General features: G+C 58.0%; 17 protein-coding genes. 12 read left to right on the top strand and 5 right to left on the bottom strand.

What is annotated here, in order from left to right:
• Positions 1-2 precede the first annotated feature (2 nt).
• The 7 genes from sdhA (at position 3) to sucD (ending at position 10,665) form a co-directional block, all read left to right on the top strand.
• The gene (sdhA, locus tag JFU58_RS00880; RefSeq protein WP_063028200.1) at positions 3-1,778 is read left to right on the top strand and encodes a succinate dehydrogenase flavoprotein subunit; all 1,776 of its coding nucleotides are present in this window, start codon (positions 3-5) and stop codon (positions 1,776-1,778) included.
• A gap of 11 nt (positions 1,779-1,789) precedes the next feature.
• Entirely contained in the window at positions 1,790-2,494 is a 705-nt protein-coding gene (locus tag JFU58_RS00875; protein ID WP_003210571.1) for a succinate dehydrogenase iron-sulfur subunit, read from the top strand.
• Positions 2,495-2,756: 262 nt separating this feature from the next.
• Positions 2,757-5,588, top strand: coding sequence for a 2-oxoglutarate dehydrogenase E1 component (locus JFU58_RS00870; RefSeq protein ID WP_063028202.1), 2,832 nt, complete (start codon positions 2,757-2,759; stop codon positions 5,586-5,588).
• Between the two features lie 44 nt (positions 5,589-5,632).
• Entirely contained in the window at positions 5,633-6,871 is a 1,239-nt protein-coding gene (odhB, locus tag JFU58_RS00865) for a 2-oxoglutarate dehydrogenase complex dihydrolipoyllysine-residue succinyltransferase (protein ID WP_093207585.1), read from the top strand.
• A 95-nt stretch (positions 6,872-6,966) separates the two neighbouring features.
• Positions 6,967-8,403 (top strand): dihydrolipoyl dehydrogenase, encoded by a 1,437-nt coding sequence (gene lpdA, locus JFU58_RS00860; RefSeq protein ID WP_017477531.1) that lies wholly within the window; start codon positions 6,967-6,969, stop codon positions 8,401-8,403.
• A 214-nt stretch (positions 8,404-8,617) separates the two neighbouring features.
• The gene (gene sucC / locus JFU58_RS00855; RefSeq protein WP_003210567.1) at positions 8,618-9,784 is read left to right on the top strand and encodes an ADP-forming succinate--CoA ligase subunit beta; all 1,167 of its coding nucleotides are present in this window, start codon (positions 8,618-8,620) and stop codon (positions 9,782-9,784) included.
• Positions 9,784-10,665 (top strand): succinate--CoA ligase subunit alpha, encoded by an 882-nt coding sequence (gene sucD / locus JFU58_RS00850; protein WP_003210566.1) that lies wholly within the window; start codon positions 9,784-9,786, stop codon positions 10,663-10,665. Before sucC ends, sucD begins: the two co-directional genes overlap by 1 nt.
• A gap of 110 nt (positions 10,666-10,775) precedes the next feature.
• Here sucD and JFU58_RS00845 read toward each other — a convergent pair whose 3' ends face one another.
• The gene (locus tag JFU58_RS00845; RefSeq protein ID WP_201139700.1) at positions 10,776-11,738 is read right to left on the bottom strand and encodes an IS110 family transposase; all 963 of its coding nucleotides are present in this window, start codon (positions 11,736-11,738) and stop codon (positions 10,776-10,778) included.
• 523 nt (positions 11,739-12,261) lie between these two features.
• On the opposite strand from JFU58_RS00845, the gene brnQ reads away from it, so the two are divergent.
• The gene (gene brnQ, locus JFU58_RS00840) at positions 12,262-13,575 is read left to right on the top strand and encodes a branched-chain amino acid transport system II carrier protein (protein WP_063028206.1); all 1,314 of its coding nucleotides are present in this window, start codon (positions 12,262-12,264) and stop codon (positions 13,573-13,575) included.
• An 87-nt stretch (positions 13,576-13,662) separates the two neighbouring features.
• On the opposite strand, the gene JFU58_RS00835 is transcribed toward brnQ, so the two are convergent.
• Positions 13,663-17,196 carry a dermonecrotic toxin domain-containing protein gene (locus JFU58_RS00835; protein ID WP_201139699.1) on the bottom strand — a complete coding sequence of 1,178 codons (3,534 nt, stop codon included), beginning with the start codon at positions 17,194-17,196 and terminating at the stop codon, positions 13,663-13,665.
• A 253-nt stretch (positions 17,197-17,449) separates the two neighbouring features.
• Positions 17,450-17,692: a hypothetical protein gene (locus tag JFU58_RS00830; RefSeq protein ID WP_017477534.1), complete on the bottom strand. Its 243-nt coding sequence runs from the start codon at positions 17,690-17,692 to the stop codon at positions 17,450-17,452.
• A 158-nt stretch (positions 17,693-17,850) separates the two neighbouring features.
• Between JFU58_RS00830 and JFU58_RS00825 the strand changes: the two genes are divergently transcribed.
• From JFU58_RS00825 to JFU58_RS00810, 4 genes are all read left to right on the top strand, one after another.
• Positions 17,851-18,327 carry a PaaI family thioesterase gene (locus JFU58_RS00825; protein ID WP_063028210.1) on the top strand — a complete coding sequence of 159 codons (477 nt, stop codon included), beginning with the start codon at positions 17,851-17,853 and terminating at the stop codon, positions 18,325-18,327.
• On the top strand, positions 18,324-18,776 hold the full coding sequence (locus tag JFU58_RS00820; protein WP_063028212.1) for a PaaI family thioesterase: 453 nt from the start codon (positions 18,324-18,326) through the stop codon (positions 18,774-18,776). The genes JFU58_RS00825 and JFU58_RS00820 overlap by 4 nt, the downstream gene beginning before the upstream one ends.
• Before the next feature lie 89 nt (positions 18,777-18,865).
• Positions 18,866-20,770, top strand: coding sequence for a molecular chaperone HtpG (gene htpG / locus JFU58_RS00815; protein ID WP_063033923.1), 1,905 nt, complete (start codon positions 18,866-18,868; stop codon positions 20,768-20,770).
• Positions 20,771-20,836: 66 nt separating this feature from the next.
• Positions 20,837-21,565, top strand: a complete 729-nt coding sequence (locus JFU58_RS00810) for a dienelactone hydrolase family protein (RefSeq protein ID WP_063028214.1) — start codon at positions 20,837-20,839, stop codon at positions 21,563-21,565.
• Positions 21,566-21,700: 135 nt separating this feature from the next.
• Here JFU58_RS00810 and JFU58_RS00805 read toward each other — a convergent pair whose 3' ends face one another.
• Together JFU58_RS00805 and JFU58_RS00800 are read right to left on the bottom strand one after the other, a co-directional pair.
• Positions 21,701-22,573 carry a pirin family protein gene (locus tag JFU58_RS00805; RefSeq protein WP_093207593.1) on the bottom strand — a complete coding sequence of 291 codons (873 nt, stop codon included), beginning with the start codon at positions 22,571-22,573 and terminating at the stop codon, positions 21,701-21,703.
• Between the two features lie 63 nt (positions 22,574-22,636).
• Positions 22,637-23,053, bottom strand: a complete 417-nt coding sequence (locus tag JFU58_RS00800; protein WP_017477540.1) for an OsmC family protein — start codon at positions 23,051-23,053, stop codon at positions 22,637-22,639.

Below are 23,053 nucleotides of genomic sequence, written 5' to 3'. Positions count from 1 at the left end.
TCATGGCTAACACAGTTAATACGCTTTCATTCGACGCCATCATCATTGGCGGCGGCGGTGCCGGCATGCGCGCTGCGCTGCAACTGGCCCAGGGCGGTCACAAGACTGCCGTGATCACCAAGGTGTTCCCGACCCGTTCCCACACCGTTTCGGCCCAGGGTGGCATCACCTGCGCCATCGCCTCCGCCGATCCAAACGATGACTGGCGCTGGCACATGTACGATACCGTCAAGGGTTCCGACTATATCGGTGACCAGGACGCTATCGAATACATGTGCTCCGTAGGCCCGGAAGCGGTCTTCGAGCTGGAACACATGGGTCTGCCGTTCTCCCGTACCGAACAGGGCCGCATCTACCAGCGTCCATTCGGCGGTCAGTCCAAAGACTTCGGTAAGGGTGGCCAGGCCGCTCGTACCTGTGCCGCAGCCGACCGTACCGGTCACGCGCTGTTGCACACCCTGTACCAGGCCAACCTGAAGGCCGGCACCGTATTCCTCAACGAATACTACGGCGTCGACCTGGTGAAGAACGAAGACGGTGCCTTTGTAGGCATGATCGTTATCTGCATCGAAACTGGCGAAACCTCTTACGTGCGGGCTAATGCCACCGTATTGGCGACCGGCGGTGCAGGCCGTATCTACTCTTCGACTACCAACGCCCTGATCAACACCGGTGACGGTATCGGCATGGCCCTGCGTGCAGGCGTTCCGGTACAAGACATCGAAATGTGGCAGTTCCACCCGACCGGCATCGCCGGCGCCGGTGTACTGGTTACAGAAGGTTGCCGTGGTGAAGGTGGCTACCTGATCAACAAGAACGGCGAGCGCTTCATGGAGCGTTATGCTCCGAACGCCAAAGACCTCGCCGGTCGTGACGTTGTAGCCCGTTCCATGGTTAAAGAGATCATCGCCGGTAACGGCTGTGGTCCCGATGGCGACCACGTAATGCTGAAGCTCGATCACCTCGGTGAAGAAGTGCTGCACAGCCGTCTGCCAGGCATCATGGAGCTGTCCAAGACCTTTGCCCACGTTGACCCGGCTGTTGCGCCGATCCCGGTTGTTCCAACTTGCCACTATATGATGGGCGGCGTTGCCACCAACATTCATGGCCAGGCGATCACCCAGGACGCCGACGGCGTTGACCAGATCATCCCTGGTCTGTTCGCCGTAGGCGAAGTGGCCTGTGTATCGGTTCACGGTGCCAACCGCCTGGGTGGCAACTCGCTGCTCGACCTGGTGGTATTCGGTCGCGCCGCCGGCCTGTTCCTGGAACAGACCCTCAAGGAAGGCGTTGATTACGCGCGTCCACGCCAGTCCGACATCGACGCTGCCCTGGCGCGTCTGGATGGCCTGAACTCGCGTACCGAAGGCGAAGACGTTGCCTCGCTGCGCAAAGAGCTGCAAAGCTGCATGCAGAACTACTTCGGTGTGTTCCGTACCGGCGAATACATGCAGAAAGGTATCGCCCAGCTGGCTGACCTGCGTTCGCGCATCGCCAACGTCAAGATCAACGACAAGAGCCAGGCGTTCAACACCGCTCGAATCGAAGCCCTTGAGCTGCAAAACCTGCTGGAAGTGGCTGAAGCGACTGCGATCGCCGCCGAGGTTCGTAAAGAATCCCGTGGTGCTCACGCTCGTGAAGACTATGAAGACCGCGACGACGAAAACTGGTTGTGCCACACCCTGTACTTCCCGGGTGACAAGCGCGTAACCAAGCGTGCCGTGAACTTCTCGCCGAAGACGGTTCCGACGTTTGAACCGAAGATTCGGACTTACTAAGGGTGGCTGCCATGTTGAAAGTCAGTGTTTATCGCTACAACCCTGATCAGGACGCTGCGCCGTTCATGCAGGAATTCCAGGTCGATACCGGTGGTAAAGACCTGATGGTGCTGGATGTGCTGGCCCTGGTTAAAGAGCAGGACGAAGGTTTCTCCTATCGTCGCTCTTGCCGTGAGGGTGTTTGCGGCTCCGACGGCATGAACATCAACGGCAAGAACGGCCTGGCGTGCATCACGCCGCTGTCTTCCGTGGTGAAAGGCAACAAGTTGGTTGTTCGTCCGCTGCCAGGTTTGCCGGTTATCCGTGACCTGGTCGTCGATATGAGCATCTTCTACAAGCAATACGAGAAGGTTAAGCCATTCCTGCAGAACGACACGCCGGCTCCGGCCATCGAGCGTCTGCAGACTCCGGAAGAGCGCGAGAAGCTGGACGGTCTGTACGAGTGCATCCTGTGCGCTTGCTGCTCGACTTCCTGCCCGTCCTTCTGGTGGAACCCGGACAAGTTCCTGGGTCCAGCTGCGCTGCTGCAAGCGTACCGCTTCCTGGCAGACAGCCGTGACACCAAGACTGCCGAGCGTCTGGCTTCGCTGGATGACCCGTTCAGCGTATTCCGCTGCCGCGGGATCATGAACTGCGTCAACGTATGTCCTAAAGGCCTGAACCCGACTAAGGCCATTGGTCACGTACGTAGCATGCTGCTGCAAAGCGGCGTGTAACCGACGTTGTAGTAAAAGCAGGACCGTTGTGCCCGTAGATGCTACGGCGCAGGCTTCAACCGGCGCCGTAGTTTTAACTTGAGCAGCGACTTACAAAGACGCGGCTCTTATTTTGAAGAAATGAGACAAGCAGGGGCATTCGGGTTGGTACCCGAACTATCAGCGTGATCCTAAGTGGCTTGTTTTGGTCGCTGCACTTGGCCTTTTGCAAGCAAACTCGGTGTTTTCGCCGGTGGTGTCCCCAAATCGAGGGTGACCAAGCATGCAAGAAAGCGTGATGCAGCGCATGTGGAACAGCGGCTATCTTTCAGGTGGTAACGCTGCCTATGTGGAAGAGCTTTATGAGCTCTACCTGCACGACCCTAACGCTGTGCCAGAAGAATGGCGCACCAAATTTCAGACGTTGTCTTCAGACGGCAACGCTGCCACCGATGTATCGCACGCAACAATTCGCGATCAGTTCGTGCTGCTGGCAAAGAACCAGCGCCGCGCCCAGCCGGTTTCCGCCGGAAGCGTGAGCAGTGAGCACGAGAAGAAGCAAGTTGAAGTATTGCGACTGATCCAGGCCTACCGTATGCGTGGCCACCAGGCAGCCCAGCTTGACCCGCTGGGGCTGTGGCAGCGTCCTGCACCTGCAGACCTGTCGATCAATCATTACGGCTTGACCAATGCCGATCTTGATACGACCTTCCGTGCCGGCGACCTGTTCATCGGCAAAGAGGAAGCGAGCCTACGCGAAATTCACGAAGCGTTGCAGCAGACATATTGCCGCACCATCGGTGCCGAATTTACGCACATCACTGATTCCGAGCAGCGCCACTGGTTCCAGCACCGTCTTGAAGGCGTGCGTGGTCGCCCGGTGCTGTCTGCAGACGTCAAGAGCCACTTGCTCGAGCGCGTCACTGCAGCGGAAGGCCTGGAAAAATACCTGGGTACCAAATACCCGGGCACCAAGCGTTTCGGCCTGGAAGGCGGCGAAAGCCTGATCCCGATGCTCGACGAGCTGATCCAGCGTTCCGGTTCCTACGGCACCAAGGAAATCGTGATCGGCATGGCCCACCGTGGCCGTTTGAACGTGCTGGTCAACACCTTCGGCAAGAACCCGCGCGAACTGTTCGACGAGTTCGAAGGCAAGAAGAAGGTCGAGCTGGGTTCCGGTGACGTTAAATACCACCAGGGCTTCTCGTCCAACGTAATGACCACCGGCGGTGAAGTTCACCTGGCCATGGCGTTCAACCCATCCCACCTGGAAATCGTTTCTCCAGTGGTCGAGGGGTCGGTGCGTGCTCGCCAGGATCGTCGTAACGATTCCACCGGTGAGAAGGTCCTGCCGATTTCCATCCACGGTGACGCGGCATTCGCCGGTCAGGGCGTGGTCCTGGAAACCTTCCAGATGTCGCAGACTCGCGGCTTCAAGACCGGCGGTACCGTTCACATCGTCATCAACAACCAGGTGGGCTTCACCATCAGCAACCCGCTGGACGCGCGCTCTACCGAGTACGCGACCGACGTTGCCAAGATGATCCAGGCGCCGATCCTCCATGTGAATGGTGATGATCCGGAAGCCGTGTTGTTCGTGACCCAGTTGGCCATCGATTACCGCATGCAGTTCAAGCGTGACGTGGTCATCGACCTGGTCTGCTACCGTCGTCGCGGTCACAACGAAGCGGATGAGCCTAGCGGCACCCAACCGTTGATGTACCAGCAAATCACCAAGCAGCGCACCACCCGTGAGCTGTATGCCGATAGCCTGATCAAGGCCGGCGTGGTGGACGATGCTCGTGTTCAAGCGAAGATCGATGAATACCGCAACGCGCTGGACAACGGCCTGCATGTAGTGAAAAGCCTGGTTAAAGAGCCGAACAAAGAGCTGTTCGTTGACTGGCGTCCGTACCTGGGCCACGCCTGGACGGCGCGTCACGACACCTCGTTCGATCTGAAAACCCTGCAGGAACTGTCGGCCAAGCTGCTGGAAATTCCAGACGGTTTCGTCGTACAGCGCCAGGTTGCGAAGATCTACGAAGACCGTCAGAAGATGCAAGCCGGCGGCCTGCCGATCAACTGGGGTTACGCTGAAACCATGGCGTACGCGACCCTGGCGTTCGAAGGTCACCCGATCCGTATGACTGGCCAGGACATCGGCCGCGGTACGTTCTCGCACCGTCATGCTGTGCTGCACAACCAGAAAGACGCGGGCACCTACATCCCGTTGCAGAACCTGTACGAAGGCCAGCCACGTTTCGACCTGTTCGATTCGTTCCTGTCCGAAGAAGCCGTACTGGCGTTCGAATACGGTTACTCGACCACCACGCCTCAGGCGCTGGTGATCTGGGAAGCCCAGTTCGGCGACTTCGCCAACGGTGCCCAAGTGGTTATCGACCAGTTCATCACCAGCGGCGAGCACAAGTGGGGCCGTCTGTGCGGTCTGACCATGTTGCTGCCACACGGTTATGAAGGTCAGGGTCCGGAGCACTCTTCGGCCCGTCTGGAGCGTTACCTGCAATTGTGTGCTGAGCACAACATTCAGGTGTGCGTGCCGACTACCCCGGCCCAGATCTACCACTTGCTGCGTCGCCAGGTGATCCGTCCGCTGCGCAAGCCGCTGGTAGTACTGACTCCGAAATCGCTGCTGCGTCATAAATTGGCCATCTCGACCCTGGAAGATCTGGCGGATGGTTCGTTCCAGACCGTTATTTCAGAAATCGACACCCTGGACGCGGCCAAGGTCACTCGCCTGATCCTGTGCAGCGGCAAGGTCTACTACGACTTGCTGGAAAAACGCCGTGCCGAAGGCCGCGAAGACATCGCCATCGTGCGAATCGAGCAGCTTTACCCGTTCCCGGAAGACGACCTGATGGAGGCCATCGCGCCTTACACCAACCTCACCAACGTGGTGTGGTGTCAGGAAGAACCGATGAACCAGGGCGCTTGGTACAGCAGTCAGCATCATCTGCGTCGCAGCATCGGCAACCACAAACAGGCACTGGGCTTGGAGTACGCCGGTCGTGATGCTTCTGCTGCACCTGCGTGTGGTTATGCGTCGATGCACGCCGAGCAGCAGGAAAAACTGCTGCAAGATGCTTTCACTGTTTAACGCCTTCGCGCTGACTGAAACCGAATTTTAAGGACCCACAGATAATGGCTATCGAAATCAAAGCCCCGTCATTCCCGGAATCGGTTGCCGATGGCACCGTTGCCACCTGGCACAAGAAACCAGGCGAGGCCGTCAAGCGTGACGACCTGATCGTCGACATCGAAACCGACAAGGTCGTGCTCGAAGTGTTGGCTGAAGCTGACGGCGTGCTGGGCGCAATCGTTGCCGAAGAGGGCGCTACCGTTCTGTCGAACCAGGTTCTGGGCTCGATCGAAGAGGGCGGCGCTGCTGCTGCTCCTGCTGCCGCCGCCGCCGCTCCTGCACCGGCCGCTGCTGCTGCCGCAGCTCCAGCTGCTGCACCGGCTGCGGGCGGCGAAGATCCAATCGCTGCACCGGCTGCACGTCAGCTGGCTGACGAAAACGGCATCAACCTGGCTTCCATCAAGGGCACCGGCAAAGACGGCCGTGTAACCAAGGAAGACGTGGTTGCCGCTGTTGAAGCCAAGAAAAACGCTCCAGCTGCCGCACCTGCCAAGGCTGCTGCCCCGGCTGCCGCTGCTCCTGTGTTCGCCGCTGGCGACCGCACCGAGAAGCGCGTACCGATGACCCGCGTGCGTGCCACCGTGGCCAAGCGTCTGGTTGAAGCACAGTCGAACATGGCGATGCTGACCACGTTCAACGAAGTCGACATGACCGAAGTCATGGCCCTGCGTTCGAAGTACAAGGATCTGTTCGAGAAGTCCCACAACGGCGTGCGCCTGGGCTTCATGTCGTTCTTCGTGAAAGCGGCCACCGAAGCGCTGAAACGCTTCCCGGCAGTCAACGCCTCCATCGACGGCGGCGACATCGTTTACCACGGTTATGCTGACGTCGGCGTTGCCGTGTCCAGCGACCGTGGCCTGGTGGTACCGGTTCTGCGTAACGCCGAACTGATGAGCCTGGCTGAAATCGAAGGCGGCATCGCCAACTTCGGCAAGAAAGCCCGTGACGGCAAGCTGACCATCGACGAGATGACCGGTGGTACCTTCACCATCACCAACGGTGGTACTTTCGGTTCGATGATGTCGACTCCGATCGTCAACCCGCCACAAGCTGCGATCCTGGGCATGCACAACATTCTGCAGCGTCCTATGGCGATCAACGGCCAAGTGGTTATCCGCCCGATGATGTACCTGGCGCTGTCGTACGATCACCGCCTGATCGATGGTAAAGAAGCCGTGACTTTCCTGGTGACCATCAAGAACCTGCTGGAAGACCCGGCTCGTCTGCTGCTGGATATCTGATAAAGCGGCGGTGCGCCGTACCACCCGGTCTGCCGCAAGGCAGGCCGGAGTGCGGCTCACGGCTTGAAGCTTTTAGCTAAAGAGGATTTTTTTTCATGTCGCAGAAATTTGACGTTGTAGTGATTGGCGCAGGCCCTGGCGGCTACGTTGCCGCCATCAAGGCCGCACAACTGGGCCTCTCGACTGCTTGCATCGAAAAATACACCGACAAGGAAGGCAAACTGGCTCTGGGCGGTACTTGCCTGAACGTTGGTTGCATTCCTTCCAAGGCGCTGCTGGACAGCTCCTGGAAATTCCACGAAGCCCAAGACGGTTTTGCCATCCACGGCATCAACCACGCTGGCGTGACCATGGACGTGCCAGCAATGGTAGGCCGCAAGGCCAACATCGTTAAAGGCCTGACTTCCGGCGTTGCGACCCTGTTCAAGGCCAACGGCGTGACTTCCCTGCAAGGCCACGGCAAACTGCTGGCCGGCAAGAAAGTTGAAATCACCAAGCCTGACGGTTCGGTAGAAGTCATCGAAGCCGAGAACGTGATCCTGGCTCCAGGTTCGCGTCCAATCGACATTCCACCGGCTCCTGTTGACCAGAAGGTGATCGTTGATTCGACCGGCGCCCTGGAATTCCAATCGGTTCCAAAACGTCTGGGCGTGATCGGCGCTGGCGTGATCGGCCTGGAACTGGGTTCGGTCTGGTCCCGCCTGGGTTCCGAAGTGACCGTGCTGGAAGCCCTGGACACGTTCCTGCTGGCTGCCGACACCGCAGTGTCCAAAGAAGCGTTGAAAACCCTGACCAAACAAGGTCTGGACATCAAGCTGGGCGCTCGCGTTACCGGTTCCAAGGTTAACGGCGAAGAAGTCGTTGTGACCTACACCGACAAGGATGGCGAAAAAACCATCACTTTCGACAAGCTGATCGTAGCCGTTGGTCGCCGTCCAGTGACCACTGATCTGCTGGCTTCCGACAGCGGCGTGAACATCGACGAGCGTGGCTTCATCCACGTTGACGATCACTGCGCTACCACCGTGCCAGGCGTCTACGCCATTGGCGACGTGGTTCGCGGCATGATGCTGGCGCACAAGGCTTCCGAAGAAGGCATCATGGTTGTCGAGCGCATCAAGGGTCACAAGACCCAGATGAACTACGACCTGATCCCGTCTGTTATCTACACCCACCCGGAAATTGCATGGGTCGGCAAGAACGAACAGCAGTTGAAAGCTGAAGGCGTTGAAGTTAACGTCGGCACCTTCCCGTTTGCCGCTTCTGGCCGTGCCATGGCAGCCAACGACACCGGTGGTTTTGTCAAAGTCATCGCTGATGCCAAGACTGACCGCGTATTGGGCGTCCACGTGATTGGCCCAGGCGCAGCAGAACTGGTTCAGCAAGGCGCAATCGGTATGGAATTCGGCACCAGCGCCGAAGACATCGGCATGATGGTTTTCTCCCATCCGACCCTGTCTGAAGCGCTGCACGAAGCCGCGTTGGCAGTGAATGGCCATGCCATCCACATCGCCAACAAGAAGAAGCGCTAAGCGAGATAATAAGAAACCACGGCGGTTGCCCGTCGTGAGCCTTGTGCGCAAGACTCACCGCGGAATATCCGCTGGACGCAGTCTTGCGCAGTTTCACCACCCAGGGTCCAGGCCTTTGGTGGTTTGACTGTGCAAGCAGCAGTCACAGGTGGCGCGGCACTCAATAAAGAGCGCAGCGCCGAATGCGCAGTACCTAACGAAGACGGTAATAAGCATGAATCTTCACGAGTATCAGGGTAAGCAGCTGTTCGCTGAATACGGCCTGCCAGTATCCAAGGGTTACGCAGTAGACACCCCGGAAGCAGCAGCAGAAGCTTGCGACAAAATCGGCGGCACCGAGTGGGTTGTCAAAGCCCAGGTTCACGCTGGTGGTCGCGGTAAAGCGGGCGGCGTTAAGCTGGTTCGCAGCAAAGAAGACGCCAAAGCCTTCGCTCAGCAGTGGCTGGGCAAGCGTCTGGTGACTTACCAGACTGATGCCAATGGCCAGCCAGTCACCAAGATCCTGGTTGAATCGTGCACTGATATCGCTAAAGAGCTGTACCTGGGCGCTGTCGTTGACCGTTCGAGCCGTCGCATCGTGTTCATGGCCTCCACCGAAGGTGGCGTGGACATTGAGAAGATCGCCGAAGAAACCCCAGAAAAAATTCTGAAAGCCACTATCGATCCACTGGTTGGCGCTCAGCCATTCCAGGGTCGCGAGCTGGCATTCCAGTTGGGTCTGGAAGGCAAGCAAGTTGCCCAGTTCGCCAAGATCTTCGTAGGCCTGGCCAAACTGTTCCAGGATCACGATCTGGCCCTGCTGGAAGTGAACCCGCTGGTGATCAAGGCTGACGGCGATCTGCATTGCCTCGACGCCAAGATCAACATCGACGCCAACGCCATGTACCGTCAGCCTAAGCTGAAGACTTTCCACGATCCGTCGCAAGACGATCCGCGCGAAGCGCACGCTGCCAAGTTCGAACTGAACTACGTAGCCCTGGAAGGCAACATCGGTTGCATGGTCAACGGTGCTGGCTTGGCCATGGGTACCATGGACATCGTCAACCTGCATGGCGGCAAACCAGCCAACTTCCTCGACGTAGGCGGCGGTGCCACCAAAGAACGCGTTACCGAAGCGTTCAAGATCATCCTGTCCGACTCCAACGTCGCTGCAGTACTGGTCAACATCTTCGGCGGCATCGTTCGTTGCGACATGATTGCCGAAGGCATCATCGGTGCAGTGAAAGAAGTCGGCGTTAAAATCCCGGTTGTTGTGCGCCTTGAAGGTAACAACGCTGAACTGGGCGCTAAAGTACTGGCAGAAAGCGGTTTGAACATCATCGCTGCTACCAGCCTGACCGACGCTGCTCAACAAGTTGTCAAAGCTGCGGAGGGCAAATAATGAGCGTCCTGATCAATAAAGACACCAAGGTTATCTGCCAGGGTATTACCGGTTCGCAAGGTAGTTTCCACACCCAGCAAGCCATCGAATACGGCACCAAGATGGTTGGTGGCGTTACTCCTGGTAAAGGCGGCACCGAGCACCTGGGTCTGCCAGTGTTCAACACCGTGAAAGATGCTGTAGCTGCCACTGGCGCCACCGCCAGCGTGATCTACGTTCCAGCTCCTTTCTGCAAGGACTCCATCCTGGAAGCAGCATTCGGCGGCATCAAGCTGATCGTTTGCATCACCGAAGGCATTCCTACCCTGGACATGCTGGACGCTAAAGTTAAGTGCGACGAGCTGGGCGTAGTCCTGATCGGCCCTAACTGCCCAGGCGTGATCACTCCAGGCGAATGCAAGATCGGCATCATGCCAGGTCACATTCACTTGCCAGGTAAAGTCGGTATCGTTTCCCGTTCCGGCACCCTGACCTACGAAGCTGTCAAGCAGACTACTGACGCCGGTTTCGGTCAGTCGACTTGCGTCGGCATCGGCGGTGACCCGATCCCAGGCTCGAACTTCATCGACATCCTGAAGCTGTTCCAGGAAGACCCGAAGACCGAAGCGATCGTAATGATCGGTGAGATCGGCGGTTCGGCTGAAGAAGAAGCGGCTGCCTACATCAAGGCACACGTGACCAAGCCGGTTGTTTCCTACATCGCTGGTGTGACTGCCCCTGCTGGCAAGCGCATGGGCCATGCTGGCGCAATCATCTCTGGCGGCAAGGGCACTGCAGACGAGAAGTTTGCTGCCCTGGAAGACGCAGGCGTTAAAACCGTGCGTTCGCTGGCAGACATCGGCAAGGCTTTGTCCGAGCTGACCGGTTGGGCTGTCAAGTAAGCCTCCCGCTTAACTGACGCTTCACCACACAAAGGCCACCTTCGGGTGGCCTTTGTGCATTCTGGGGATTACTCATCGGTTGGAATGACGCCGACCAACTGTGGGAGATTCTATGGTTGGGGGGAAGCCCCCAAAACCGCTTTCGACTGGTATTCGCTTAGGTTTTTCATGAGGGAGAACGCGATACGCGCCAGCTTGCGAGCGATGATAACCAAGGCCTGAGTCGTTTTCAGGCCTCTGCCCAGATAGCCTTCATAGAGCGGTTTCCAAGCGTTTGACTTGATACCTGCTGACGCCGCGTTATGCAGCAATCGACGGATCTCCGAGTCTCCTTTTTTGCTCAGTGAGCGACGTCCGCTCATTTGCCCCGAGTCAGATACTCTCAAGTCCATTCCCAGGAACGCGATATAGGCATCGGCACTTTCAAACTCGCCTCGTTGAAACGCCATCGTGAGCGCCACCGCAGTGAGAAAACCAATCCCCTCAACAGCTTGGCAGCGTTTGATCTGATGCAAGAGGCCCGCCTCAGTGACGGCATCTAATATCCGTTTTTCAATAAGCCGTTCATGTCTCGCAAGGCAGGCTGAGACATTTTTTGATGAGGCCTTAAGGAGTGGCTCACCTGCCCAGCTTTGGCTAAGGCCAACCCGCATTTTCACCAACGCTGCCCGTCGGCGAAGCAAGCTTTGAAGCTTGGTATAGATCTTCGGCGGCGGGTTCCAGGCACGTAAATCAGCCTGTTCATTTTTCAAATAACGGGCCAGTAAACGCGCATCGCTGGCGTCTGTTTTCGCCCGCCCACCCGTGCTTTTGCGGTAGTGATTAAGGCGGTAGCCATCAATCACATAAACCTTATGGCCCATCCCGTGAGCCAAATTGACCGTATCCAGGTGATAGATATTGGTCGCCTCAATCGCGATGGCACTGTCCACGGGTAGAGATTTGAGCCACGCCCTCAGCTCGGTTTTGTTGTTGGGCACAATCTTCAATTCGTCTGTTTCAATGTGACAGACCACGACTTCAGCCTTAGCAACATCCACGCCGATGATTGATTGCAAGACAGTCATTGCCATGAAAAACGCTCCGGGTTAGGGTTTATGGGCTTGTTGGGGCTTCACCGTTGCGCTGGCTTGCTTCTATCGTCGGTCATGGCCGATGCATTCCTTATCGGCGCTTTGGTGAAGGGGTGGGGCGAAGTCTCCCACGGTCTGTACTGGCTAGAGTCAGATGCTGGCTTTTAGTCCCACCACCCCTACAAGTCTAACCATACAAGCTGGCTTGCCTGCGATGCAGGCTACTCGGTGTTTCTGATGCACTGAGGTGATGCTATCGCAGGCAAGCCAGCTCCCACATTCCATCGCATTTCAAAATTTAAATATAAAAACGCGACATAAAAATGTCGCTTATCGGACAGTTCGCCCCCCAACAGTGCGTTTGACCCGCAAATTCGTTAGGCTAGCCGCCTCTTTATGCGTACGCATCCCAAAAGGAAGCCTCGCGCCAGACCGGTCGGTCCCCATCAGGACCGGCAGTATTTCCCTCATCCATAGGGAAGCCCTCTCTAAATTCCGATTCAGTAGTGTGGTATTTCCTCAAATGAAAGTGTTGAAAAGCCAGGACATCCTGGCGTTGGGCTTTATGACCTTTGCCCTGTTCGTGGGCGCCGGCAACATCATCTTCCCGCCTATCGTCGGTTTGCAGTCCGGGCCTCATGTCTGGATGGCGGCGCTGGGCTTCCTGATCACCGCGGTCGGTTTGCCGGTGATCACCGTTGTGGCCCTGGCCAAGGTCGGTGGCGGCATGGACGCGTTGAGCAGCCCGATCGGCAAGATCGCCGGTGGCTTGCTGGCAGCAGCTGCCTACCTGGCAGTCGGCCCGTTGTTCGCTACCCCGCGAACCGCGACCGTGTCGTTTGAAGTGGGCTTGGCGCCCCTGACCGGTGAAAGCCCGTTGGCGCTGTTCCTCTACAGCTCCGTGTACTTCCTGTTGGTGTTCTTCATCTCCCTGTACCCAGGCCGTTTGCTGGATACCGTCGGTCGCTTCCTGGCGCCGTTGAAGATCATCGCCCTGGCCGTATTGGGCATTGCCGCCTTCGCCTTGCCGGCCGGTGATGTGGGTGTCGCCACTCCTGAATACGTAGCTGCGCCATTCTCCCAGGGCTTTATCAATGGCTACCTGACCATGGATACCCTGGGCGCCCTGGTGTTCGGCATCGTGATCGTCAACGCGATTCGCTCCCGTGGCGTCGAGTCGCCGAAGCTGATCACCCGCTACGCAATCATTGCCGGGCTGATCGCCGGAGTAGGCCTGGCACTGGTGTACATCAGCCTGTTCCGCCTGGGGTCGGGCAGCCATGAAGTGGCCGCCGGCGCCGCCAACGGCGCGGCCGTGCTGCACGCTTACGTCCAGCACACCTTTGGCTCCCTGGGCAGCGGCTTCCTCGCCGTGCTGATTTCCCTGGCGTGCCTGGTGACCGCTGTAGGCCTGACCTGCGCCTGCGCCGAGTATTTCAGCCGTGTGTTGCCGCTGTCCTACAAAACCCTGGTGGTGATCCTGGCGGTGTTCTCGCTGTTTGTATCCAACCTGGGCCTGACCAAGTTGATCGCGTTCTCGATCCCGGTACTGACCGCGATCTACCCGCCGTGCATCGTGCTGGTGGCCCTGAGCTTCTGTAAGGACTTCTGGCAGGAGCAGGGCCGGATCGTCGGCCCGGTGATGCTGGTGTCGTTCATCTTCGGCTGCATTGACGCGTTGAAGGGCGCTGGCCTGGCGGACTGGATGCCATCGCAACTGGCTCACCTGCCGCTGAGCGAGCAGGGCCTGGCATGGCTGGTGCCTTCGGTGATGACCCTGGTCGTTGCTGTGGTGGTTGACCGCGTGCTGGGCAAGCGTAGCGAAGCGATCGCTTAAAGCCTCCGGCCTACGCCGTAATCGAAAAGCCCCGGATCAAATGCTCCGGGGCTTTTTTATGCGCGGAGTCAGGACAATCTGCCTGTTTCAGGGGATCGGCAACATGCTCTTTGTCGAATCCACGCCCAGGTTCTTCAAATATTCCTGGGCAGGCTTCAAATCGTTTTGTTTAGGTAGATAGTGTCCAGATACATTGGAAAGGTGGATTTTCCCCATGATGTCTTTCCTGATGTAGCCTGCACTGACCACCTGTCCTGATTGACCACTGCCGGCACCGATTTCCGCGATGGCAGGATGGGATAACCATTTTGGCGGCGCATCTTTGTCGATGTTGCCCACGATCAATTGCTTGTCTTGGGTGAAGACGAACTTGCTGACGGTATTGGGTTTCGATACCACGTTCAGGTCCTCCGGCTTTGTGATCGACACCAGTTCCGCTCGAGGAGCCCTGGGGTTCAATGCCGCGCCGGCCAGGTGTTTCTCGGCATTCAGGTCACGAGCTTTGGTATTGGTCAACACGGGATGTGGTTTTTGACCCGGCGGCGTTGATTGCCGACTACCGAAGTTGGACGTGCTGCTCGTGCCTGAGTTATCGGTGTAACGGATCAACCCTTTTTCACCTACGTGCTGTGGCCCGGTGGCGTTCAGCGGTTTTCCTGCCCGTAGTTGATTATCCAGCGCATGAGCGACGAGATCCCCCCGATTCAACGGCTGCGTGGGGCGAGCCGGGTTTGGCAACGGGGTAGGGAGGCTGGAGGGGCGCGCCACCGAGAGTGACGTACTCGGAGCCTGCGAGACGTGACGGCTTGGCCCAATAGCTTTGCCAGCAGCGATTGGCCGGCGCTGTTGAGGTGCGTGCGCAGGCGCTCTGAACACCGGGCGTAACGGTGTTCTTCTAAGCAATGGAAGGCCTGCCGCGGCGATGGAAAAGTCCGAATAGACGGCGCCCCATTGGCCCGGCTGGGTGAGTAGTTTAGGCAAGCTTCGCCCGGGAGTGCGCAAGGCCTTCAAGGCAGCCTTTGAGAGCCTGCTGACGGCGGAAATTCCTTTGGTGACAGGGATCAAGTCCAGGACCAACATGGCCACCTCGCCGGCAAATATCAGCTGGTTGGTGGTGCTTTGGGCCGCTACTTCAGTGCTCGTGATGAATTGGCTACCGGCTTTGGCGGCCACCAAGGCCACGTTTTGCGCGTAGAGATGCTCGCCGAGGGAGCCTTTGACCGGTTTGAGCGCGATACCGGCTTCATGGTCGACTGCCAGCTGCTTCAGGACCATGTTGACCGGGTGTATGAAGAGTTTGTCGTGAATCGAGTACTTATCTGCAGGTGAAACCCGCTGGTCCATATAGGTTTTCCACTCAGGTTTGGCCAGCAGAGTGTTCAGTTGGCCCTGGCCGACTATTTCCCTGAAGGGACGTCCGTCGGGGGCGTCCGGGCTGTATAGCACCAACGATGGATGGTCGGCTGGCTGGATGACCAGCATGCCTTGAACCGGTTTTCCATCCCTTGCGACACGGTGGGAGATGATGGAGGACCCATTCACAACCGGCCATGTGGTGGAATCGGCATGGGCTATCGATGCGTTGATCCACTGCTCGGCGATTTTTTGCCTGTTCAGATAGGCATCCGGATCGAGGGATGTCAAAAAAGCGTCCTTGGCCAGCCTCGCCTGTTGGTTATGCTTCCAGGCGTTGCGCAACGCCGCCGCCTCTCCCGATGTGGCGCTCGGGTCCAGCTTTTCACCGAGCAGCCTCAGGTAGTTGCCACCCACATCGGCTGGCTTGATCAGCTCCTCAAGCCATTGCGTATCCAGCGTCACGCGTTTTCCGTCGGCGCCGACCAGATTTGCTTCCCAAGTTGTTTGGGTGGACAGCAGTGAGACGCCAGAATCCCAGGCCAAGGTGTTCCGCAGGGCCAGGTCGGTCAGCGATATCAGTTCAGTGGTAGGCGGCAAAGGGATACGGGGCAGCACAATTTGACGAAGGTTTATGGATTTTTCTGTCGTGACCCGGACCATCAGTTTGTCGGGGTCGACGTCATCCTTCGGGTAGCGCTTTTGCAGTTTGTCTTTCAGTGCCTGGAGCAGCAGCTTTTTTGCAAAATCTCCCAGGGAGGGCAGTTTCTCCAGCAGCGGTTGCAGGCGGGAGAAACTGGTCTGCTCCGCCTGCTCAAGGTCCCGGTAGCGGGCTTCCTGCTCCGGAGTCAGTTCTTTTAGCCATGGCGGCTGGCGTTTTTCCATTAGTTTTTCGTTGCGTGCGAGCATCGCATTGCTGCCATCAAATTGCAGCGACAGGTCGGCGGCGTCATTGATGCCCGTGGCGATTGCGGGATCCAGCACATTCCCGGTGCCATATTTGCCGGGCTCGGCGGTGAAGGCGAACTGTAGTGTTTCCATAACCTCATCTGCCTGGCGCTTCAGCAACAAGGGCAATGCCTGGGCCACCACGTCTCCCGATACCGGCGCGAACCCCAGCATCAAGTCGTCGCCCCATTGTGGGTTGCGACTGTGCTGCACCGACAGCGGCAAGCTTTTCAGCAGTACGCCTGCTTTCTCCTCATCACCGTTGATCCTGCGTAACAAGGCTTCACGGGCATCGGCCGGGGTCGCGAACTCCTCGAACCCGTCGCAGGGGGTGTAAAGCACAACGGGACCGTTAGGCGCGTTGAGCCCTATATTTCGGATGTCCGTTGCTGTGTAGGGCGCTTCAGCTGACGATCCGTCTTTGCTGGTGATAAGGAAGCAGCCGGCTAAAAGCGCCCCCTTGGGGGTGTTGTCATTAATCCTGATGGGGTACACCCCGGGGCGACTGCCTGATGCAAACGCACCTTCGCGTGCTGCGAGGGTGGGGTACTGAAAGGCCGTGTCGATCAGCTGTTTGCCGGGGTGGCTGAGTGTCCCGTCCTCAACGCGTAGCGCCGCCTCGGTGGAGAGCATCTGCCTATGCAAGGCCAGCAACTGTTCTTGTCGTGGCGCTTGGGACCCGAGGCCTGAGGGTGGTTTTTTCCAATAGCTGCTGAGCGCGATGGGAAGCCGGGTCGCAATATTTTGGGCGATCGTGAGCAATGAACAACGGGGTTCGAGCTTGCGCTGAGCACCACCGTCTGGTGCATTAATATAAAAGGCGGTTTCAGTTTCTTTGTCAGGCGAACCGGTGAGTGCGTTCAGGTTCACTTCCATGATCTTGTCGAACAGTGCCTGGGACAGCGTTTGTGTAGATGTCAGGATGCGTTCTGCGCCGGGCTTTTGACCGTACGTTTTGACGTGAATGGAATTCGGATCAATTGAATCGAGCTCGGGAAAGGCTTTTTTCAACTGGACCTGAATAAATCGATGGAATGTTGTCTGGTGGCTTAGCAGGTCAGTAATTTGTTTGTTCAGTTTCCGGTGCTGGTCAATCAATTGGGATTGGGTGGTGACGGTGGCGGGGCGGTTGGTATCCGCGACGACCGGCGTTATGCCGCGCACTCCGGGGATGACGAAATCACTGTGATTCAAGCCCGCTGTATGAGGTTGCGTAATTTGTCGCGCTGTCGGCCTTGTGGGCGCCGTCGGTTTGTTGGTGGGCGGCGGGGCAAGGTGTGGGGTGGATACCGGGCTGGAGGGTTTGGAGGGGGTGAGCATGGTGGTTCTATCTCTGAAGTAGCATGGCATTCCCTTCTATTCCAGCGATGGCGGAGCTCCGTACCTTCGGGGCGTTAATTGAGTGATTCTAAATGTGGGGCTGGTTCCTCGGGCCAATTGAGGCTTAGTCCGATCTTTCGCACGTTACTGCGCCGATAAAAGCAGCAGACAAAGTAAAGCCCGCACTTGGCGGGCTTTCTTTGCAACCTTTGCAACACTGGCTTTTCAAGCCACGGTGTTCAAGTCGTCAGACTCAAGAACCGGTTGCAGGTGCTGCTTCTTTTGCGGCGGCTTCGTTCGATTCGGCCTGAGCTTTGGCAGCATCGGCGTTTTCTTTCGCAGCGTCATTCACTTTATCCTGAGCCTTCGCCATGTCTTTCTGAGCTTGCTCAGAATGTGCAGCAGCATCTTGGGCTTTGTCTTCGGATTTCTTGTCGCAGGCAGCGAGACCGAGGGCAGCGGCCAGCATCATGGAAATAGCTAAAGTCTTGCGCATGGGGTGTTTCTCCTTATTGAAGATATCTTCTGGCCTTTCGAGCGTAGGGGTTCAGCATTAGTTCCTTTTATTACACAGATATATAAACCACAGCCGCCAAGGAACTTTCACCCGCACTGTCTACACCGCGGGTCAACACTAATAAGAGTCCAGACTGAATGACCGAAAATCCTCTTTTATCCCGTGCCACGCGCTTTGTTTCAGCGTTGCGCCACTGCCAGGTGCTGGGTATCCAGGTCCATGCCGCCAGTGAAGATGGCATGACGCTGGTGCTGCCCTATGGACCGCATATCGTCGGTGATCCGCAGACCGGCGTGATCCACGGCGGCGCGCTCACGTCCTTGATGGACACCGCCTGCGGCATGGCCACCTTATGTGTGTTGCCGGAGTTCGAGGTCTGCCCGACCCTGGACCTGCGTGTCGACTACATGCACCCGGCCGAACCCCACAAGCCGGTATTCGGTTTTGCCCAGTGCTACCGGGTGACCACCGACGTGATCTTCACCCGCGGCTTCGCCTATCAGGACGACCCGCAGCAGCCGATTGCCCATGTGGTGGGCACCTTCATGCGCATGGGCAAGCGCCTCAAGGGCAGCCAGGGCCTGGGCAATGCAATCAAGGGAGAACAGCCATGAAGCATCAGTTCAAGACGCGTCTGCAGCAGGCCCATGAGCGCGGCAACTATGAGGCGCTGCTCAACCTGATTCCCTACGCCAAACTGATCGGCATTGAATGCACGCGGCTGGGGGATGAATTGCTGTTCCGCATGCCGGCCAACAAGGACAACATTGGTAACCCGATATTGCCGGCAATCCACGGTGGGGTGATTGCCGGCTTTATGGAGCTGTCCGCGGCGTTGCATTTGCTGGTATTCACCGGTGCACCAGGCGTCCCCAAAATCATCGACTTTTCCCTGGATTACCTGCGCGCCGGCCAGTTTCGCGACACCTACGCCAAATGCCAGGTATGGCGCCAGGGCCGACGAGTAGCCAATGTGGCGATTACCGCATGGCAAAGTACCCCGGCCGAACCGATTGCCACCGCCCGTGCACATTTCAAGATTGAGGAACCGGCCCGCCCTTGAAATCCTGGTCTTAGCCCCCAACTTTGATGACAACCCGCCGCCAACCCTCAAGGGCGCGGCCACTGCCATCCAATTGGAGTTTGATGACCATGAGTGTGGAAACTCAAAAGGAAACCCTGGGCTTCCAGACCGAGGTGAAGCAACTGCTGCACCTCATGATCCATTCGCTGTATTCCAACAAGGAAATTTTCCTTCGCGAATTGATCTCGAACGCCTCTGACGCTGTCGACAAATTACGTTTCGAAGCCCTGTCCAAGCCTGAGTTGCTGGAAGGCGGCGCGGAACTGAAAATCCGTGTGAGCTTCGACAAAGACGCGAAAACCGTCACCCTCGAAGACAACGGTATCGGCATGAGCCGCGACGATGCGATCACCCACCTGGGGACCATCGCCAAATCCGGCACCGCTGATTTCATGAAAAACCTGTCGGGCGACCAGAAGAAAGATTCGCACCTGATCGGCCAGTTCGGCGTGGGCTTCTACTCGGCCTTCATCGTTGCCGACAAGGTTGAAGTATTCAGCCGCCGCGCCGGCCTTGCTGCCAGCGAAGGCGTCCACTGGTCGTCCAAAGGCGAGGGCGAATTTGAAATCGCCACCGTCGACAAGGCTGACCGTGGTACCCGTATCGTCCTGCACCTGAAGTCCGGTGAAGACGAGTTCGCCGATGGCTGGCGCCTGCGCAACATCATCAAGAAGTACTCCGATCACATCGCTTTGCCGATCGAACTGCCGAAAGAACAAGCGGCGGTCGAAGGCGAAGAGGCGCCTGCCCAGGAATGGGAAGTGGTCAACCGTGCCAGCGCCCTGTGGACCCGTCCTCGTACTGAAGTCAAAGACGAGGAATACCAGGAGTTCTACAAGCACATCGCCCATGACTACGAGAACCCGTTGAGCTGGAGTCACAACAAGGTCGAAGGCAAGCTGGAATACAGCTCGTTGCTCTACGTACCGGCCCGTGCTCCGTTCGACCTGTACCAGCGTGAAGCGCCGAAAGGCCTGAAGCTGTACGTGCAGCGCGTGTTCGTGATGGACCAGGCGGAATCCTTCCTGCCGTTGTACCTGCGCTTTATCAAAGGCGTGGTCGACTCCAACGACCTGTCGCTGAACGTGTCGCGGGAAATCCTGCAGAAAGACCCGATCATCGACTCCATGAAGTCGGCGCTGACCAAGCGTGTCCTCGACATGCTGGAAAAGCTGGCGAAGAACGAGCCTGAGCAATACAAGGGCTTCTGGAAAAACTTCGGCCAGGTCATGAAAGAAGGCCCGGCAGAAGATTTCGCCAACAAGGAAAAAATCGCCGGCCTGCTGCGTTTCGCATCGACCCACGGTGACGACGGTGAGCAGACCGTTTCCCTGGCCGACTACCTGGCTCGCGCCAAGGAAGGTCAGGACAAGATCTACTACCTGACCGGCGAAACCTACGCTCAGGTCAAGAACAGCCCGCACCTGGAAGTCTTCCGCAAGAAAGGCATCGAAGTGCTGCTGCTGACCGACCGAATCGACGAGTGGCTGATGAGCTACCTCAGCGACTTCGACGGCAAGAGCTTTGTTGACGTCGCCCGTGGCGACCTGGACCTGGGCAACCTGGATTCCGAAGAAGACAAGAAAGCCGCTGAAGAAGTGGCCAAGTCCAAAGAGGGCCTGGTTGAGCGAATCAAGACCGCCTTGGGCGATGCTGTCAGCGAAGTGCGGGTTTCCCACCGTCTGACCGATTCCCCGGCGATCCTGGCCATCGGCGAGCAGGACCTGGGCATGCAGATGCGTCAGATCCTGGAAGCCAGCGGCCAGAAGGTTCCGGACTCCAAGCCGATCTTCGAATTCAACCCGGCTCACCCGCTGATCGAGAAACTCGACGGCGAGCAGAGCGAAGAGCGGTTTGGCGATCTGTCGCACATCCTCTTCGACCAAGCAGCCCTGGCTGCCGGCGACAGCCTGAAAGACCCGGCCGCTTATGTGCGCCGACTGAACAAGCTGTTGGTTGAACTGTCGGTTTAACACCGTTGTAGAAAAACCCGCTTCGGCGGGTTTTTTCGTTCTAGAGCCTTTCACCTGGAGTAAATGATGAGCCAAATCACCGTGCGTTCCGTGGTCTATCAGATTGATGGCCAGCCTTATGAAAGCCGCCTGGCGTTTGATGCCAGTCATAAGGGCCCGCTGCCAGGGTTGTTGATGGCGCCGAACTGGATGGGTGTCAGTGCCGGCGCTGAAGAGATCGCCAAGAGCGTGGCCAGCAAGGGCTACGTGGTGCTGCTCGCCGACCTTTATGGGCAAACGGTTCGCCCCTCGAATGGCGATGAAGCGGGCGCGGCGATGATGCCGTTGAAGAATGATCGGGTGCTGCTGAACAAGCGCATGCAGGTTGCACTTGATCACCTGAAAACCCAGACCGAAGCCGCGGTGGATACCTCGAAGCTGGCGACCTTCGGTTTCTGCTTCGGTGGTTGCTGCTCCCTGGAGCTGGCGCGTACCGGTGCTCCGTTGAAAGCGGCGGTTTCGTTCCATGGCAGCCTCGACACACCGAACCCGGCCGATGCGAAAAACATCAAGGGTTCCGTGCTGGTGTTGCACGGTGCTTCCGACCCGTTGGTGCCGAAAGAGCAACTGCCGGCGTTTGAAGATGAAATGAACGCAGCCGGTGTTGATTGGCAATTGCTGAGCTACGGCGGTGCGGTGCACTCGTTTACCGACCCGCACGCCAATGTGCCGGGCAAGATGATGTATGACGCGAAGACCGCTGCACGGGCCTTCCAGTCGATGCATAACTTGCTGGATGAAGTGTTCAAGGGCTGATAGTTCGGTTGCCTGAGCTGGCCCCTTCGCGAGCAAGCCCGCTCCCACCTTTCGACCGCGTTCCTTCAGGGTGTACACGGTCAAAATGTGGGAGCGGGCTTGCTCGCGAAGGCTGTTTCACCAGCAATAAAGCGCTTAAGCCTTGCCTCCAGGTAACTCAATCCGCTCACTTTCCCCCGGCACTGTCGGCCAATCCCCAGCCGCCCAACGCTGCCGAGCCTGCTCGATCAACGCAGGATCACTCGCCACAAAATTCCAGTTAATCCGCCGTGGCCCATCCAGCGCCGCGCCGCCGAACACCATCAGATGGCAATCGGTCTCGGCAAACAGCGCCATGCTTTCGCCTGCCGGCAACACCACCAGGCTATGCACCTCCAGCACCTCGCCATCCAGCTGCGCCTCACCCTCCAGCACATACACCGCCCGTTCTGCATGCTCATCCGGGATCAGCAGCGTCGTAGCCGTCTGCATCCGCACCTCGGCATACAAGGTGGGCGACAACACCGGCACGGGTGACTCGAGGCAAAAGCCGCTACCGGCAATCAGGCGAATCTGCACGCCGAGGTTGTCACTTACCGGCAAGCTGGCGGCGGGGTGATGGCTGTAGTGCCCCGGCCCTTGCTCATGTTCCCGGGGCGAGGCCAGCCACACTTGCAACCCGTGCAGGCTGAAACCACTGGCCTTCAACGCCTCGGGGCTACGTTCAACGTGGGCAATGGCGCTGCCGGCGGTCATCCAGCTGACGTCCCCGGCCTTGACCAATTGGTCGGAGCCGAGGCTGTCCTTGTGCAGGAGTTCGCCTTCAAACAGGTAGGTCAGGGTGGAGAGGCCGATATGCGGGTGCTGGCGAATATTCATGCCGGTGCCCGGGGCATAACGGGTTTGCAGCATATGGTCGAAAAACACGAAAGGCCCGACGCTGCGGCATTGCCGGGAGGGCAGCGGGCGCAGGATCGGTTGGCCTTCCACATCTTCGGCGCGCGGGCGGATCACGGTCGTTGTGGTCATGGTGCATCCCAGTCTGAGCGGGTTAGATGGCATGAGCATAACCCGCTCGACGGGAGGTTGCCGCTACTGGCTGAAGGCGCCTTCCGAGAGCTTGGTCTCGATGGTGACTTCGGCGGTGGTCATCAGCTTGTGCACCGGGCAGCGATCCGCCACGCGGTGCAGTTCATCGCGTTGCTCGTCGGTGAGTACGCCCTTGAGGGTGAGTTTGACGCTGAGCTTGTATTTGCCCTTTTGCTCTTCGGTGCTGTCGTGGGTGACTTCCACGGTGACGCCGGTCAGCGGAATGTCTTTTTTCTGCGCATAGAGTTTGACCGTCAGCGCCTTGCACGACGCCAGCGCGGCATCGAAGTAATCGTGGGGAGAGGGCGCCGAATCGTCGCCGCCCAGGCTCTTGGGCAGGTCGGTAAACAGCTCATGGTTATTGATGTTGACGCTGTGACGAAAGTTTTCGGCGTTCAGCGTATTCACGGTAACAGGCAT

This window comes from Pseudomonas sp. TH34, from assembly GCF_016650865.1.
Lineage (GTDB): Bacteria > Pseudomonadota > Gammaproteobacteria > Pseudomonadales > Pseudomonadaceae > Aquipseudomonas > Aquipseudomonas yamanorum.
The sequence above is the reverse complement of the archived record's forward strand: the minus strand, read 5'-3'. Positions and strand labels throughout refer to the sequence as shown.